Below are 13,815 nucleotides of genomic sequence, written 5' to 3' on the forward strand. Positions count from 1 at the left end.
CATGACCGTTGTCGCACTCGTGCACGCCACCGCGGCGCCGATGGGGCCTGCCGCCGAGGCGTTCGCCGCCGTGATGCCGCAGGCGCGGCTGTGGAACCTGCTCGACGACACCCTGATCGGCGAGGTGGAGAAGGCCGGCGGGCTGACCCCGGCCCTGCGGGACAGGATGCGCGCGCTGATCGGGTACGCCGTCGAGAACGGAGCCGACGCCGTGCTGCTGACGTGCTCGATGTACGGCCCCGTCGCGGCGGAGGTGACGGCCGGTCCGGTGCCCGTGCTGCCGCCGGACCGCGCGCTGTTCGACGAGGTCGTGCGGCTGCAACCCGCCACGGTGCTCGTGCTCGGGGCGGCCGAGGCGGGGACGAACGACACCGCCGGCAGGCTGCGTTCCCATCTCGGGCCCGAGGCGACGGTGCACGGCCGCACGGTGGCCGGGGTGCGCGACGCGGTGGCCGCCGGCGACGTCGAGCACGCCGCTCACCTGCTCGCCGCGGCGGCGCGCGCCCAGCCCGCCGACGTCGTGGTGCTCGGCCAGTTCTCCCTCGCCCCGGTCGCCGAACGCGTGCGGGCGCTCGCCGGTGTGCCGGTGCTCAGTCCTCCGCACCTCGCGGCACGGGCGGTCCACACCGCGCTGGCCGCCCGGTGAGCCCGGTGCTCGGCTGCGTCGCCGACGACCACACCGGCGGCAGCGACGTCGCGGCCGCGCTGCGCCGGGCCGGCCTGCGCACGGTGCTGAGGTTCGGCGTCCCCGGTCCCGATGCCGTGCTGCCCGACTGCGACGCGGTGGTCGTCGCGCTCAAGACCCGCGCGCTCCCGGCGGACGAGGCCGTGGCGCAGAGCGTCCGTGCGCGGCGATGGCTTGCCGCGCAGGGAGTTCAGCGCCTGTACGTCAAGTACTGCTCGACGTTCGACTCGACCGACGAGGGCAACATCGGGCCCGTGGTCGACGCGCTGGCGGGCGGCGAGGTCACGGTGATCTGCCCGGCCACCCCCGAGCACGGCCGCACGACCTACCTCGGGCACCTGTTCGTCGGCGGCGTGTTGCTGTCGGAGTCGTCGATGCGCCACCACCCGCTCACCCCGATGACCGACTCCGACCTGGTGCGCGTGCTCGGCCGCCAGACACCGCACCCGGTGGGCCTGCTGCCGCTGGACGTCGTGCGCGGCGCATCGATCCGCGAGCACCTCGACGCGTTGGTGGCCAAGGGAATCCGGCACGTCGTGGTGGACGCGACCGAGGAGGCGGACCTGCTCGCGGTCGCCCGCGCGACGGCGCACCTCCCGGTCGTCACCGGTGGCGCCGGGCTGGCCGGTGCGATCGCGAGGACGACCGCGTTCTCCCGGCCGGACGAGGGAACCCGCCTGCCCGCCGGTCCCGCGGTCGTCCTCGCCGGCAGCTGTTCGGCGGCCACCCTGGACCAGCTCGACCACGCGCTGGCCCGGTTCCCCGCCCACCGCCTCGACCCGGTCGCCACGCCCGACCCCGAGGAACTCGCCCGCACCGCGTTCCGCTGGCTGGACGAGCACTTCGGCGACGGCCCGGTCGTGCTGTACGCGTCCGCACGGCCCGAACAACGCGAGGCGGCTCGTGCGGCGATGGGCGCGCGGACGTCGGAGATCCTCGAACGCACCCTCGGCCGGTTGGCCGGGCGGGCGGTCGCACTGGGCGCGCGCCGGGTGGTCGTCGCCGGTGGCGAGACCTCCGGTGCGGTGACCACGGCACTCGGCGTGGAGCAGGTGCTGGTCGGGGAGGAGGCCGACCGGGGCGTGCCCTGGTGCGTCACCACCGGGAACGACCCCGTGGCGTTGTTGTTGAAGTCGGGCAACTTCGGCCGCCCCGACCTGCTGGTGCGCGCCGCGCAGGACTCCCGATGACCGTCGCGCAGCTCGTCGCCCTCGGCGCTTCGCTGTTCGAGCGACGCCTCACCCACGGCCGCACCGGCAACCTCAGCGTCCGCGTGGGCGACCGGATCCTGGTCACGCCGACGGGCGTGAGTCTCGGCGCCCTGGACGAGCACGCCCTGTCCGTCATCGACACCGGGGGACGGCACGTCAGCGGCCCGCCGCCGACCAAGGAGGCGTTCCTGCACGCCGCCGTCTACCGCGCCCGTCCCGAGGCGCACGCGGTGGTGCACCTGCACTCCACCCACGCCGTCGCGGTGTCGTGCCTGGCCGGCCTCGATCCCGCCGACGTGCTCCCGCCGCTCACCGCGTACTACGCGATGCGGGTGGGCAAGCTCCCGCTGCTGCCGTTCCACGCTCCCGGCGACACCGCCCTCGGCCCCGTCGTGGAGCGGGCCGCCCGCGACCACCACGCGTTCCTGCTGGCCAACCACGGATCGGTCGTCGCGGGCCCTGACCTCCTCACCGCCGCGGACGCGGCCGAGGAACTCGAAGAGACCGCCCGCATCTACCTTCTGCTGCGAGGACTTCGCACCACGACGGCGGACGAACCGGAGGAGCACCTGTGATCATCACCCCAGTCGCGACGGCCGACCTGGTCGACGAGCACGGCGACGCACTGTGCGTGTGCGACCTGCAGTTCCGCTCCTTCGGCGGCCGGACGCGGTTCGCCGGACCGGTCCGCACGGTGCGGTGCTTCGAGGACAACGACCTCGTGCGCTCGCTGCTGCGCACGCCGGGCGAAGGCCACGTCCTCGTCGTCGACGGTGGCGGCTCCCTGCGCACCGCGCTGACCGGTGACCTCATCGCCGCGGCCGCCGTCGAGAACGGCTGGGCCGGGCTCGTGCTGCACGGGGCCGTGCGGGACAGCGCCGCGCTCGCGGGCATGGACCTCGGGGTGTTCGCGCTGGGCACCATCCCGCGCAAGAGCGGCAAGACCGGCGCGGGCGAGGTGGATGCGCCCGTGACGTTCGGCGGCATCGAGTTCCGGCCGGGCGACGTGCTGCACGCGGACGAGGACGGGGTGGCCCTGGTCCCGGTCGCCGGCTCTGCTGTACTCCCCGTGCCCTAGCGATGTCGTGGAGCCGGAGGTAGGCCGATGAACACGCGCACGGCGCGGACAGGCGCGATGGCGCCGGTGCTGGTCGCGTTGGTGTTCCTGGTCGCGCTCAACCTCCGGCCGACGTTGACGACGGTCGGGCCGCTGCTGCCGCGGATCGGGGACGAGACCGGGCTTTCCGAAGGGGCGCAGGGGTTCCTGGGCGCGTTGCCGTTGCTGGCGTTCGCGGCGATCTCTCCGCTGGTGCAGCATCCCGCACGGCGGTTCGGGGTCGAGCGCACCTTGCTGGTGGCGCTGGTGGTGCTGGCGATCGGTGCGGCGTCGCGGGCGGTGTTCGGGGACGTCGGCCTGTGGGCCGGGACGGCGGTCGCCGGGTGTGCGATCGCGGTGGGCAACGTGCTGGTGCCGACGATCGTCAAGAGGGACTACCGCGATCACGTGTCGCCGGCGACGGGTGTCTACTCGGCGTGCATAACCGTGGGGGCTTCGGTCGCGTCGGCGGTGGCCGTTCCGCTCTCGCACGGGATGGGCTGGCGTGGTGCGCTGGCGTTCTGGGCGGTTCCGGCGGTCGTCGCCGCCGTGATCTGGTCGCCGCGGGCCTGGCTGGGCAGCCCCGCTGTGCCCGCCGATGAGGCGCAGGCGGCGGTGAGCGTGTGGCGGCAGCCGACCGCGTGGCTGGTCACCGCGTTCATGGGCCTGCAGTCCACGACGTTCTACGTCATAGTCACGTGGCTTCCCACGATCGAGATGTCCGAGGGCGTGCCCGCCGAACGCGCCGGGCTGCACCTCTTCGTCTACCAGCTGGTCGGTGTCGGTGCGGGTCTCGCGATCCCGCGGCTGATGCGGCACGGGGACGACGTGGTCCGCGCGGCGGTCACGGCGAGCGTGCCGATGGTCGTCGGGGTGGCCGGGCTGCTGCTGATGCCGGCGTGGAGCATCGTGTGGGTGGTGATCGCCGGGCTGGGCACCGGGGCCGCGCTGGTCGTCGCGCTCACGCTGATCAGCCTGCGCGGCCGGGGCCAGCACGGGACCACGCAGCTGTCCGGCATGGCCCAGTCGCTCGGGTACCTGCTCGCCGCGCTCGGCCCGGTGCTCGCCGGGTACCTCGCCGAGCACACCGGGACGTGGACCGCGTCGCTCGTCCTGGTCGGTGTGCTCGGCGTGGTGCAGGTCGGCGTCGCGCTGGTGGCGGGACGGGTGCCGCGTCAGCCCGCCTGAGCCGCCGGCCGGACGACGATCTCGCTGACGTCGATCGTGGCCGGCTGGTCGACGGCGTACGCGATGGCGTCGGCGACGACCGACGTGGGCATGTTCAGCTTGCTCGCCATGTCCTGCACCCAGGCCATCGTGCCGGGGTCGCCGCCGGAACCCAGCAGCTCCGACTCGGTGAAGGACGGGCTGATCACGCTCACCCGGATGTTCTGGTGCTCCTTGCGCAGCCCGTCGGACAGCGCGCGCACGGCGGCCTTGGTCGCGCTGTAGACCGCCGAGGCCGGCACGACCTCGAACGCGAGCGTGGACGAGATGTTCACGATGTGGCCGCCGTGCTCGGTCATCCACGGCAGCACCGCGGCGATGCCGTGCAGCGTGCCGGTCAGGTTGACGTCGATCGTCTGCTGCCACTCGTCGACGCGCAGCGCGTCCAGGCGCGACAGCGGCATCACGCCGGCGTTGTTGACCAGCACATCGATCCGGCCGTGCCGGTCGCGGGCGGTGTCGGCGAACCGCGCGAAGCCGGCCCGGTCGGTCACGTCGAGCGGCAGGGCGGTGGCCGTGCCGCCGTTCGCGTTGATCTTCTCGGCCACCTCCGCCAGCCGGTCGGCACGGCGGGCGCCCAGCACCACGGTGTGGCCCGCCGCCGCGAGTCGTTCCGCCGCCACCGCGCCGATGCCGCTGCTCGCGCCCGTGATCAGAACGACCTTCGAGTCCTTGCCCATGACTTTCCCTCGCATACTTCCTTGGAAGCTATCTTCCTAGGAAGATAAGCGGGCGTGGAGGGGCACGGCAAATGTGGCGCCGAAAAGTGGCGCGCGGCACAGACCTGTCAGTCGGTGGAGAGCGAGGTGTCGAGGGCGGCGAGCACCTCGCGCAGGGCCGTGATCGCCGACTTGGCCGTGCCCCGGTCGAGGTCCTCCAGGCCGGCGTGCCGCAGGCTCATCCGCCGCACGGCCTGTTCCGCGATGTCCCGCCCGGCCGGTTCCAGCTGCACCAGCACGCCGCGCGGCACGTCCGGGTCGAGCCGGCGGCTGACCAGGTGCCGTTCGCACAGCCTGGCCACCTGCTTGCTCACCGCACCGGAGGTGATCATCAACTGGCGGAACAGCTGGGTCGGGCTCAGCGTCTCGCCGGGCGAGCGCCGCAGGGCGAAGAGCACCCGCAGCTCCGACGGCAGCAGGTCGTGCTCGCGGGCGAGCTCGGTGAAGTCCTGCTCCAGCAACTGGGCCACGCGGTGCACGGCCGAGGCCAGCACGATGTTGGTGACGTCGACGCCGGGCAGTTCCCGCCGCCACATCTCGCCGACCGACACCGGGTCCGGGCCCTGCACGCGGGCGTCCTCGACCACTCGGTTTCCTCCTGTGCTCACGGATCGCCCCAGTCATATCACGGTGATCAGCAGGCTGCGGCCCGGCCGTTCACCAGGGCACGACCTGGCCCTGGTAGTCGAGGAACCGCAGGCCCGGCGTGCCGAGCTGGTCCAGCATCACGGTCACGAGCCTCGGAATGCTGTCCTCGATGGCGAGTGGGGCGTCGGGGCCGCCCAGGTCGGTGCGGATCCAGCCGGGCGCGGTGAGCAGCAGCGTGCGCTTCGGCTCCTGCTGACGGGCCGCGTAGCTGCGCATGAGCTGGTTGAGGGCTGCTTTGCTGCTGCGGTAGATCTCGCGCCGTCCGCGCTCGTTGTTGGCGATGCTGCCCTGGCCGGACGACATGACGCCGAGCAGGCTGGTCGGGGTCGCGAGGTCTTGGAACGCCTCGATCACGCGCATCGGGTTGAGCGCGTTGGTGAGCATGACGGCGGTGAACTCGTCGTCCGTGACCTCGCCGGGCGTCACGTCCTGGTCCTCCGTGGTGATCCCCGCGTTGACGAACAGGGCGTCCAGCACGCGGCCGTCGAGGCGCCGGCGGAGTGCGGCGATCTGGCCGGGTTCGCCGATGTCGAGCGTCTCGATCTCCACGCCGCCGTTCTCGGCGAGGTCGTGCAACGAGGTGTGCCCGCTGCCGGGCCGGACGGTGCCGATGACGTGCCACCCCCTGAGGTGGAACTGCTCCGCGAGGGCGTGGCCCAGACCGCGTCCGGCGGCGACGATCAGGATCGTGGGAGAGGTGCTGGGAAGAGACAAGATCGGGCTCCTTCGTTCGGTCGCGGTCCAGGGTGCGCCGCGCGAGGGCTTCGACCTGTCCAGATTCCCGTCTCTTCGTAAGATCGCCATCATGAACGGGTCCCAGATCGCTGATTCCGGCATGCTGGAGCCAGAGGACGTGAGAATCCTTCGCGCCCTGCAGATCGATCCGAGGATCAGCTTCGCCACGGTCGCGACTGTGCTGGGCCTGTCCGAGCTCACCGTCGCCCGCCGCTACCGCCGCATGGTGCGCGCCGGGACGATCCGGGTGATCGGCGTGGTCGACCCCGGAGCGCTGGGGCAGAGCAGGTGGATGGTGCGCCTGCGGTGCCGTCCGGGCAGCGCCACGGCCATGGCCGAGTCGCTGGCACAGCGGGAGGACGTCAGCTGGGTCGCCCTGAGCGCGGCCGGCGCCGAGGTCACGTTCGCGGTGCGCTCGCGGTCGCGGGAACAGCGCGACGACCTGCTCGGCCACCGGCTTCCCCGCGCCGCCGCCGTGCTCGACCTCCAGGCGTCGGCGATCCTGCGCCAGTTCGTCGGCGGTCGCGGCCACTACTGGGCCGCGCTCACCGGGGCCCTGACCGCCGAGCAGGAGACCGCGCTGGGAGCGGCCGGCACCCCGTTCACCGAACGCCCTGCCGTGCAACGACAACCGCACCGGCTGAGTGACCAGGACACGAAGCTGCTCGCCGCGCTCGCCGTCGACGGGCGGGCCAGTTTCGTGGACCTGGGCGCCGCCGCGGATCTGACGCCCGGCCGTGCGTCACGGCGGTTGCAGGCGCTGGTCGCCGGGGGAGTCGTGCACGTCGACGTCGAGATCACGCCCGAGGCGCTGGGCTTCCGCACCCGCGCGAACCTGTGGCTCCGGGTGCACCCCAGCAAGATCAAGGCGGTCGGCCGGGCGACCGCGGAGATGCCCGAGGTGGGTTTCGCCGCGGCCGTGACCGGACCGCACAACCTGCACGCCGTCGTGCAGTGCCGCGACCTCGACCACCTCTTCGAGTTCAGCACCGGCAGGCTCGGCGGCCTGCCGGGAGTGGAGACGATGGAGGTCAGTCCGGTGCTCCGGCAGCTCAAGCAGGCGGGGACACGAGTGGACGGTGACCGGCTGGCGACTCCGGGCTGAGCGCGACCGGGGCGCCGGTCCTGGCCGCGACCTCCTCGACCGTGACGCCGGGTGCGAGTTCGACCAGCCGGAACGTGCCGTCCTCGACGTCGAGCACGGCCAGGTCGGTGATCACCCGCGAGACGACCCGGCGTCCGGTGAGCGGCAACGTGCAGGCGGCGACGAGCTTGGCGTCGCCGTTGCGGGCGTTGTGCTCCATCAGGACGATGACCCGGCGCGCGCCGCTGACGAGGTCCATCGCGCCGCCCATGCCCTTGACCATGGAGCCCGGCACCATCCAGTTGGCCAGGTCGCCGTGCGCGGAGACCTGCATGCCACCGAGGACGGCGGTGTCGATGTGGCCGCCGCGGATCATGGCGAAGCTGGTGGGGGAGTCGAAGAACGACGCTCCCGGCAGCACGCTGACGGTCTGCTTGCCGGCGTTGATCAGGTCGGGGTCGACCTCGTCGTCGTAGGGGAACGGGCCGACGCCGAGGATGCCGTTCTCCGCGTGCAGCGTGACGGTCGAGCCGGCGGGCAGGTGGTCGGGGATCAGCGTCGGCAGGCCGATGCCGAGGTTGACGTACTCGCCGTCGCGCAGTTCCAGCGCGGCGCGGGCGGCCATCTCGTCGCGGGTCCAGGCCATGTCAGTTCGCCTCCCGGCTGCGGGTGGTGCGCTTCTCGATGTCCTTGCGGGCGGCCTGCTCCGGCGTGAGCGCGACGACGCTCTGCACGAACACGCCGGGCAGGTGGACCTGGTCGGGGTGGATCTCGCCGACCTCGACGACGCGCTCGGCCTCGACGACGGTGAACCGGCCGGCCATCGCGGCGGCCGGGTTGAAGTTGCGGGCGGCGGCGTGGAAGACGCAGTTGCCGGCGCGGTCGGCGACGGCGGCGCGGATGAGGGCGGCGTCGGTGACGATCGACTCCTCCAGCACCATCTCCTTGCCGTGGAACGTCCGCACCTCCTTGGGAGGGGAGGAGATCGCGACGGTGCCGTCGGCGTTGTACCGCCACGGCAGGCCGCCCTCGGACACGAGCGTGCCGACGCCGGTGGGGGTGTAGAAGGCGCCCACGCCGGAACCGCCGGCGCGCAGCCGTTCCGCGAGTGTCCCTTGTGGAGTGAGCTCGACGGTCAGCTCGCCCGCGAGGTACTGGCGGGCGAACTCCTTGTTCTCGCCGACGTACGACGCGATCACGCGGCTGATGCGGCGGCTTTCCAGCAGCAGGCCGAGGCCCGCGCCGTCGACACCGCAGTTGTTGGAGACGATCGTGAGGTCGTCGGCGCCCTGCTCCAGCAACGCCTCGATGAGGAACCACGGGATGCCCGCGAGCCCGAACCCGCCGACCGCGACGCTGGCGCCGGACCGGATGCCGGCCACCGCCTCGGCCGGGCCGCCGACCACCTTGTCCAGACTCATGAGCTCTCCTTCGTGAGGTGGTCGAGCAGCGCCGCCGTGACGACCTCGGGGCGTTCGGCGTTGGCGAGGTGGGCCGCGTCCGGCACGACCAGCAGCCGGCCGTCCCGCACGGACGTGGCGATGTGGTCGAGGTGCGGCGGCGGGGTGGCCGGGTCGTCGGCGCCCGCGATCGCGAGGGTGGGCGCGGTGATCCGGTGCAGGTCGGCGCGCTGGTCCATGGCGGCGATCGCCTCGCAGCACCCCGCGTAGCCCTCCGCCGGCGTGGCCGCGACCATCGCCTCCCAGCGCGCGCGGTCGCGGTGGGCCGGGGTGAACCAGCGGTCGACCACGGCCTTCGCGACGGCCTGGGTTCCCTCCGCGCGGACGAGGGCGGCGCGGTCGGTCCAGTTCGAGGCCGGGCCGAGGTGGGCGCTGGTGCACAGCACGGCGAGCCGGTCGACGCGTTCGGGGTTGCGGATCGCGACGCGCAGGGCCGTCATGCCGCCGAGCGACAGGCCGACCAGGTGCGCCTTCTCGGCGTTCAGGCGGTTGAGCAGCACGACGAGGTCGGTGGCGAGCGCGTCGATGGTGGCCGGGCCGGGCAGGACGGGGGACCGGCCGTGCCCGCGCGTGTCGTAGCGGACGACGCGGAAGTGCTCCTCGAGCGCGGGGACGGTGGCGTCCCACATCTCCAGCGTCGAGCCGAGCGAGTTGGACAGCACCACGACCGGGCCGGCGGGGTTGCCGCTGACGACGTGGTGGACCTCGGCGACGGCCATCAGCGCACCGCCTCGAAGACCGCGGCGAGGCCCTGGCCGCCGCCGATGCACATCGTCTCCAGGCCGTACCGGCTGCCGCGGCGGTGCATCTCGTGCGCGAGGGTGGCCAGGATCCGCGCGCCGGTCGCGCCCACCGGGTGACCGAGCGAGATGCCGGACCCGTTGGGGTTGAGGCGTTCGTCGGCGCTGTCGACCTTCCACTCGCGCAGCACGGCGAGCACCTGGGCGGCGAACGCCTCGTTGAGTTCCAGCACGTCCATGTCGTCGAGGGTGAGCCCGGCGCGGTCGAGGGCGGCCTGCGAGGCGGGGACGGGCCCGATGCCCATCACCTCCGGCCCGACCCCGGCGACGGCCCACGACCGGAGCGCGAGCATCGGCCGCAGGCCGCGCTTCTCGGCCTCGGCGCGGGTGGTCACCACGCACAGCGCGGCGCCGTCGTTCTGGCCGCTCGCGTTGCCCGCCGTGACGGTGGACTCGGCGTCGATCTTCAGCCGCACCGGCCGGAGCTTGGTGAGGTCTTCGAGGGTCGTCTCCGGACGCGGGTGCTCGTCGCGATCGACGACGACGTCCGGCTTGCGTCCGCCGGGAACGGTGACGGGCACGAGTTCGTCGGCGAACCGGCCGGCCTCGTGCGCGGCGCCCCAGCGCTGCTGCGACCGGACCGCGTACTCGTCCTGCTCGGCGCGGGAGATGCCGTACTCGCGACGCAGGTTCTCGGCCGTCTCCAGCATGCCGCCGGGCACCGGGTGGAACCGTCCACCGGCCGTCTCCCGCGCGCGGTCGAGGCGGTCGGCGAGCTGCACGCCACCGCTGCGGACGCCCGCGCGCAACCCCAGCGCGTAGTGCTCGACCTGCGACATCGACTCCACACCGCCGGCGACGACGACGTTCGCCGCCCCGGTCGCGACCTGGGCCGCCGCGTACAGCACCGCCTGCAACCCGGAGCCGCAGCGCCGGTCGATCTGCAGCCCGGGAACGCCGACGCCGAGACCCGCGTCCAGCGCCGCGATCCGGCCGACCGCGGGCGACTCGCCGTTGGGGTAGCTCTGCCCGAGCACGACGTCGTCGACGTCGCCCTCGCCGAGTCCCGTGCGCCGCACCAGTTCCGTGAGCACGGCGGTGGCGAGGTCGGCGGCGCTCAGCGAGGACAACGCCCCGCCGAACCGTCCTACCGGGGTGCGGAGGGGCTCACAGATCACGACGTCGGTCATGTCCTCGACCCTAGGACGCCACTCTCATATCCGGAAATACTCATTTCGCGGCCGCTGAGACTCTGGGAGTATCAATCGGGTGGAACTCCGTCACCTGCGCTACTTCGTCGCGGTCGCCGAGGAGAGGCACTTCGGGCGCGCCGCCGAACGCCTGCACATGGCCCAGCCGCCGCTGTCGCAGCAGATCCAGCAGCTGGAGGCCGAGCTGGGCGTGACGTTGCTGCGCCGCACGACCCGCAAGGTCGAGCTGACCGAGGCCGGCACGGTCTACCTCGACCGCGCGCGAGCCGTGCTGTCCGCTGTGGACGATGCCGGTGCGGAGGCGTTGCGGGTGGCGGAAGGGCGGCAGGGGCGCCTGGTCGTGGGGTGCGTGGGGTCGGCCACCTACAGCCTGCTGCCCGCGTTCGCCCGCGTCCTGCGCGACGAGCTGCCGGCCGTCGACTTCGTGTTCCGCGGCGAGATGCTGGCACCGGACCAGCTGGAGTCGTTGCTCGCCCGCCGCATCGACCTGGCCCTGCTGCGCCCACCCGTCGAACACCCGGACGTGCGGGTCCTGACCCTGCGCCGCGACGGGTTCATCGTGGCGCTGCCCGAAGGCCACCGGCTCGCTCACCGGCGCAGGCTGAAGATCGAGGACCTGCGCGGCGAGGACCTGATCGTGCACGCCGCACAGGGTCGTTCCGTCATGCACGGCATCGTCACGGACCTGTGCCGCGCGGCCGGGTTCGCCCCGCGGATCCGCCACGAGGTGGCGGAGACCTCCACGCTCGTCACGTTCGTGGCATCCGGACTGGGCGTGGCCGTGGTCCCGCAACCCGTGGCGGAGTTGGGCGTGCCGGGGACGACCTACCGTCCACTGGCCGGACGGGACGGCATCGACCTGATGGCCGCCGTCCGGGCCGACGACGACTCACCTGTGCTGGCCAGGGCGCTCGGCCTGCTGGAACGGTTCGCGCAGGACTAGTCGCCGCGCGCGACGCCCCGGAAGACCACCCGCAGGTACCGGTCTCCGGCCCCTGGCTCCGCGGCGAGCAACGGTTCCGCGGCGCCGTAGAGCCCGCACGCCAGCAACACGATGTCGCGCGCGTCCAGCTCCTCGTTGAGGGTGCCGTCGCGGTGGGCGCGGTCCACGAGCGGGCGCCCGGCCTCGACCAACCTGCCCACCTGCGCCTGGATGTCGGGCTGCTCCGCCGCGCGCGAGGTGTTGAGCAACTCGATGAACGCGCGGTTGCTCGCGTACCGGTCGACCTGCAGCTTCATGAACGCGAGCAGCGCCGCGTCGGGGCCCAGGTCGCCGGGCAGCGCGGCGGTCGCGGCCACGAGGCCGTCCACCTCGTCTGTGACGATGGCCGCGAGCAGGGACTCCTTGGTGGGGAAGTGGCCGAAGACCGTCCCCTTGCCGATGCCCGCGCGGGCCGCGACCTGGGCCACGGACGCGTCGATCCCCAGCTCGGCGAACACGTCCGCGGCCGCCGCCAGGAGTGCTCGTCTGGTGCGCACGGCGTCAGCGCGCATCGGCCGTGCCGCGGTCCTGTCACCTGTCATGGGGTCATCCTAGCTAACTCGACCACCCGGTCGAGTTCGTGCTAGCGTTCTAAGTCGACCGCCGGGTCGACTTAATCAGCTTCCGAGAAAGTAGTCGTGATCATGTCTGGAACTCTCGCCCTCATCGGCAGCGGCAACGTCGGCGGAGCCATCGCCAAACTCGCCGTGGACGCCGGCTGGACCGTCGTCCTGAGCAACTCGCGCGGCCCCGAGACCCTCGCGGAACTCGTTGCGTCCCTGGGCGACCGCGCCACCGCCGCCACCGCGGAGGAAGCCGTGGCCAAGAGCGATCTGGTGGTCGTCAGCGTGCCGCTGCTCGCGTACCGGAACCTGCCCGCGGACCAGCTCGCCGGCAAGATCGTCATCGACGCGATTAACTACTACCCGCAGCGCGACGGCGACATCGCCGAGCTGGAGAGCGGCGAGCTCACCGAATCCGGCCTGCTCCAGCGCGCACTGCCCGGAGCGCGCGTCGTGAAGGCGTTCAACAACATCGTGTTCCGGCACCTGGCCGACCTGCCCCGCCCGTCCGGCTCCCCGGACCGCGCCACGCTCCCGATCGCGGGCGACGACGAGTCCGCCAAGGCCGAGGTGACGCGCCTGCTGGACGACCTCGGCTTCGACGCGCTCGACTACGGCACCCTGGCCGACAGCTGGCGCAGTGAACGCGACATGCCCGCGTACGTGGCCCCGTACCACGAGCCCGCTCCGGAAGGCCTCGACCTGCAGGAGTACGCGGGCTGGGTCTACCTCACCGCGGCCGCCGCCCCCGCGTCGGCCGAGAAGATCAGCGCGCTCCTGGCGTCCGCCACCCGCGAGACGACGGCGCACGAGGCGGTCGACATCAGCCGGTTCTGACGGCCGCTGTCACCTGCCGACCGCGGTGCGCAGCTCGTCGGCCACGGCCCGCCACTGGGCCGGGTCCTCGCCGCTGACGCGCTGGAAGTCCTTGTGGTTGGCGATGTCGGTCCGTTTTCCTGCCAGCCGGAGCAGTCCGTTCGCGCAGTGGTAGCGCACCAGGTACTCCTGGTCGAGCATCCCGCTGTGCAGCGCCGCCACCGAGCGCGGGGTGACGGGGAGCGTCGCGAGCGCCATGGCCGCGTCGATCCGTTCGCCCCAGTGCCCGTCGCCTTCGAGCACCGCGGCCACCTCGGACACGTGCTCGGTGTCGCCGGTCAGTTCGTACAGCACCTGCGCGAGGCGCACGCGGAACACGCCGTCTGCGGACGACATCGCCGACCGCAGCAACTCGGTGGTGTCCGAGGGCGCACGTCCTACGCGGGCCAGTGCGCCCAGCGACTCGACCGCGACGTGATCGTGCTCGCCGAGGCCGGCCCGCAACATCCGTTCCGCTCGCTCGGGCCCGCGCGCGTGCTCGGCGATCAGCGCGTCCACATCGGCGCCTTCGTGCCACACCAGGTACGGATCGCCGAACACCTCTCGGCGGAACTCGTGCCACACATCGCTCACCCGCG

At 72.8% G+C, this 13,815-nt stretch carries 17 protein-coding genes; 8 read left to right on the plus strand and 9 right to left on the minus strand.

Features of this window, described 5'->3' with window-relative positions:
- Position 1: 1 nt before the first annotated feature.
- From ACFWNN_RS09395 to ACFWNN_RS09415, 5 genes are read left to right on the plus strand one after another with little or no spacing between them, the layout of a single operon-like run.
- The gene (locus ACFWNN_RS09395; protein ID WP_382439411.1) at positions 2–646 is read left to right on the plus strand and encodes a hypothetical protein; all 645 of its coding nucleotides are present in this window, start codon (positions 2–4) and stop codon (positions 644–646) included.
- Positions 643–1,875, plus strand: a complete 1,233-nt coding sequence (gene otnK, locus ACFWNN_RS09400) for a 3-oxo-tetronate kinase (protein ID WP_382439412.1) — start codon at positions 643–645, stop codon at positions 1,873–1,875. The genes ACFWNN_RS09395 and otnK overlap by 4 nt, the downstream gene beginning before the upstream one ends.
- A complete protein-coding gene (gene otnC, locus ACFWNN_RS09405) occupies positions 1,872–2,471 on the plus strand; it encodes a 3-oxo-tetronate 4-phosphate decarboxylase (RefSeq protein WP_382439413.1) in 600 nt (199 codons plus the stop codon). The genes otnK and otnC overlap by 4 nt, the downstream gene beginning before the upstream one ends.
- Complete coding sequence (rraA, locus tag ACFWNN_RS09410; RefSeq protein WP_382439414.1) at positions 2,468–2,974, plus strand: ribonuclease E activity regulator RraA; 507 nt, start codon at positions 2,468–2,470, stop codon at positions 2,972–2,974. Before otnC ends, rraA begins: the two co-directional genes overlap by 4 nt.
- 27 nt (positions 2,975–3,001) lie before the next feature.
- Positions 3,002–4,180: a CynX/NimT family MFS transporter gene (locus ACFWNN_RS09415; RefSeq protein WP_382439415.1), complete on the plus strand. Its 1,179-nt coding sequence runs from the start codon at positions 3,002–3,004 to the stop codon at positions 4,178–4,180.
- On the opposite strand, the gene ACFWNN_RS09420 is transcribed toward ACFWNN_RS09415, so the two are convergent.
- The 3 genes from ACFWNN_RS09420 to ACFWNN_RS09430 all read right to left on the minus strand — a co-directional run bounded on the left by ACFWNN_RS09420 (position 4,168) and on the right by ACFWNN_RS09430 (position 6,300).
- On the minus strand, positions 4,168–4,914 hold the full coding sequence (locus ACFWNN_RS09420; RefSeq protein WP_382439416.1) for an SDR family oxidoreductase: 747 nt from the start codon (positions 4,912–4,914) through the stop codon (positions 4,168–4,170). The two genes, ACFWNN_RS09415 and ACFWNN_RS09420, sit on opposite strands and share 13 nt — an antisense overlap.
- Positions 4,915–5,006: 92 nt before the next feature.
- A complete protein-coding gene (locus ACFWNN_RS09425) occupies positions 5,007–5,546 on the minus strand; it encodes a MarR family winged helix-turn-helix transcriptional regulator (RefSeq protein WP_382439417.1) in 540 nt (179 codons plus the stop codon).
- 49 nt (positions 5,547–5,595) lie between these two features.
- Entirely contained in the window at positions 5,596–6,300 is a 705-nt protein-coding gene (locus ACFWNN_RS09430) for an SDR family oxidoreductase (protein WP_382439418.1), read from the minus strand.
- A 91-nt stretch (positions 6,301–6,391) separates the two neighbouring features.
- Between ACFWNN_RS09430 and ACFWNN_RS09435 the strand changes: the two genes are divergently transcribed.
- Positions 6,392–7,426 carry an Lrp/AsnC family transcriptional regulator gene (locus ACFWNN_RS09435; protein WP_382439419.1) on the plus strand — a complete coding sequence of 345 codons (1,035 nt, stop codon included), beginning with the start codon at positions 6,392–6,394 and terminating at the stop codon, positions 7,424–7,426.
- Here ACFWNN_RS09435 and ACFWNN_RS09440 read toward each other — a convergent pair.
- Genes ACFWNN_RS09440 through ACFWNN_RS09455 form a run of 4 tightly spaced genes read right to left on the minus strand, consistent with a single transcriptional unit; the run spans position 7,374 to position 10,795 of the window.
- Entirely contained in the window at positions 7,374–8,051 is a 678-nt protein-coding gene (locus tag ACFWNN_RS09440; protein WP_382439420.1) for a CoA transferase subunit B, read from the minus strand. The genes ACFWNN_RS09435 and ACFWNN_RS09440 overlap by 53 nt on opposite strands.
- Before the next feature lies 1 nt (position 8,052).
- Positions 8,053–8,826, minus strand: coding sequence for a CoA transferase subunit A (locus tag ACFWNN_RS09445; RefSeq protein ID WP_382439421.1), 774 nt, complete (start codon positions 8,824–8,826; stop codon positions 8,053–8,055).
- Positions 8,823–9,584, minus strand: a complete 762-nt coding sequence (pcaD, locus tag ACFWNN_RS09450; RefSeq protein WP_382439422.1) for a 3-oxoadipate enol-lactonase — start codon at positions 9,582–9,584, stop codon at positions 8,823–8,825. The genes ACFWNN_RS09445 and pcaD overlap by 4 nt, the downstream gene beginning before the upstream one ends.
- Positions 9,584–10,795, minus strand: a complete 1,212-nt coding sequence (locus tag ACFWNN_RS09455; RefSeq protein WP_382439423.1) for an acetyl-CoA C-acetyltransferase — start codon at positions 10,793–10,795, stop codon at positions 9,584–9,586. Before ACFWNN_RS09455 ends, pcaD begins: the two co-directional genes overlap by 1 nt.
- 79 nt (positions 10,796–10,874) lie before the next feature.
- Here ACFWNN_RS09455 and ACFWNN_RS09460 point away from each other — a divergent pair, with 79 nt between their 5' ends.
- Positions 10,875–11,759: a LysR substrate-binding domain-containing protein gene (locus tag ACFWNN_RS09460; RefSeq protein ID WP_382439424.1), complete on the plus strand. Its 885-nt coding sequence runs from the start codon at positions 10,875–10,877 to the stop codon at positions 11,757–11,759.
- Here the strand turns inward: ACFWNN_RS09460 and ACFWNN_RS09465 are convergent.
- Positions 11,756–12,340, minus strand: a complete 585-nt coding sequence (locus ACFWNN_RS09465; RefSeq protein ID WP_382439425.1) for a TetR/AcrR family transcriptional regulator — start codon at positions 12,338–12,340, stop codon at positions 11,756–11,758. The two genes, ACFWNN_RS09460 and ACFWNN_RS09465, sit on opposite strands and share 4 nt — an antisense overlap.
- A 102-nt stretch (positions 12,341–12,442) precedes the next feature.
- On the opposite strand from ACFWNN_RS09465, the gene ACFWNN_RS09470 reads away from it, so the two are divergent.
- A complete protein-coding gene (locus ACFWNN_RS09470; RefSeq protein ID WP_382439426.1) occupies positions 12,443–13,198 on the plus strand; it encodes an NADPH-dependent F420 reductase in 756 nt (251 codons plus the stop codon).
- 9 nt (positions 13,199–13,207) lie between these two features.
- Here ACFWNN_RS09470 and ACFWNN_RS09475 read toward each other — a convergent pair whose 3' ends face one another.
- On the minus strand, positions 13,208–13,810 hold the full coding sequence (locus ACFWNN_RS09475; RefSeq protein ID WP_382439427.1) for a hypothetical protein: 603 nt from the start codon (positions 13,808–13,810) through the stop codon (positions 13,208–13,210).
- Positions 13,811–13,815: the final 5 nt, after the last annotated feature.

This window comes from Lentzea sp. NPDC058450 (assembly GCF_042721395.1).
In the GTDB taxonomy this organism is placed as follows: domain Bacteria; phylum Actinomycetota; class Actinomycetes; order Mycobacteriales; family Pseudonocardiaceae; genus Lentzea.

Coding starts and splice junctions, on each gene's coding strand:
- ACFWNN_RS09395 (WP_382439411.1), top strand. CDS start 2: ATGACCGTTGTCGCACTCGTGCACGCCACCGCGGCGCCGATGGGGCCT.
- otnC (WP_382439413.1), top strand. CDS start 1,872: ATGACCGTCGCGCAGCTCGTCGCCCTCGGCGCTTCGCTGTTCGAGCGA.
- ACFWNN_RS09415 (WP_382439415.1), top strand. CDS start 3,002: ATGAACACGCGCACGGCGCGGACAGGCGCGATGGCGCCGGTGCTGGTC.
- ACFWNN_RS09420 (WP_382439416.1), bottom strand. CDS start 4,914: ATGCGAGGGAAAGTCATGGGCAAGGACTCGAAGGTCGTTCTGATCACG.
- ACFWNN_RS09435 (WP_382439419.1), top strand. CDS start 6,392: ATGAACGGGTCCCAGATCGCTGATTCCGGCATGCTGGAGCCAGAGGAC.
- ACFWNN_RS09440 (WP_382439420.1), bottom strand. CDS start 8,051: ATGGCCTGGACCCGCGACGAGATGGCCGCCCGCGCCGCGCTGGAACTG.
- ACFWNN_RS09445 (WP_382439421.1), bottom strand. CDS start 8,826: ATGAGTCTGGACAAGGTGGTCGGCGGCCCGGCCGAGGCGGTGGCCGGC.
- pcaD (WP_382439422.1), bottom strand. CDS start 9,584: ATGGCCGTCGCCGAGGTCCACCACGTCGTCAGCGGCAACCCCGCCGGC.
- ACFWNN_RS09455 (WP_382439423.1), bottom strand. CDS start 10,795: ATGACCGACGTCGTGATCTGTGAGCCCCTCCGCACCCCGGTAGGACGG.
- ACFWNN_RS09465 (WP_382439425.1), bottom strand. CDS start 12,340: ATGACAGGTGACAGGACCGCGGCACGGCCGATGCGCGCTGACGCCGTG.
- ACFWNN_RS09470 (WP_382439426.1), top strand. CDS start 12,443: ATGTCTGGAACTCTCGCCCTCATCGGCAGCGGCAACGTCGGCGGAGCC.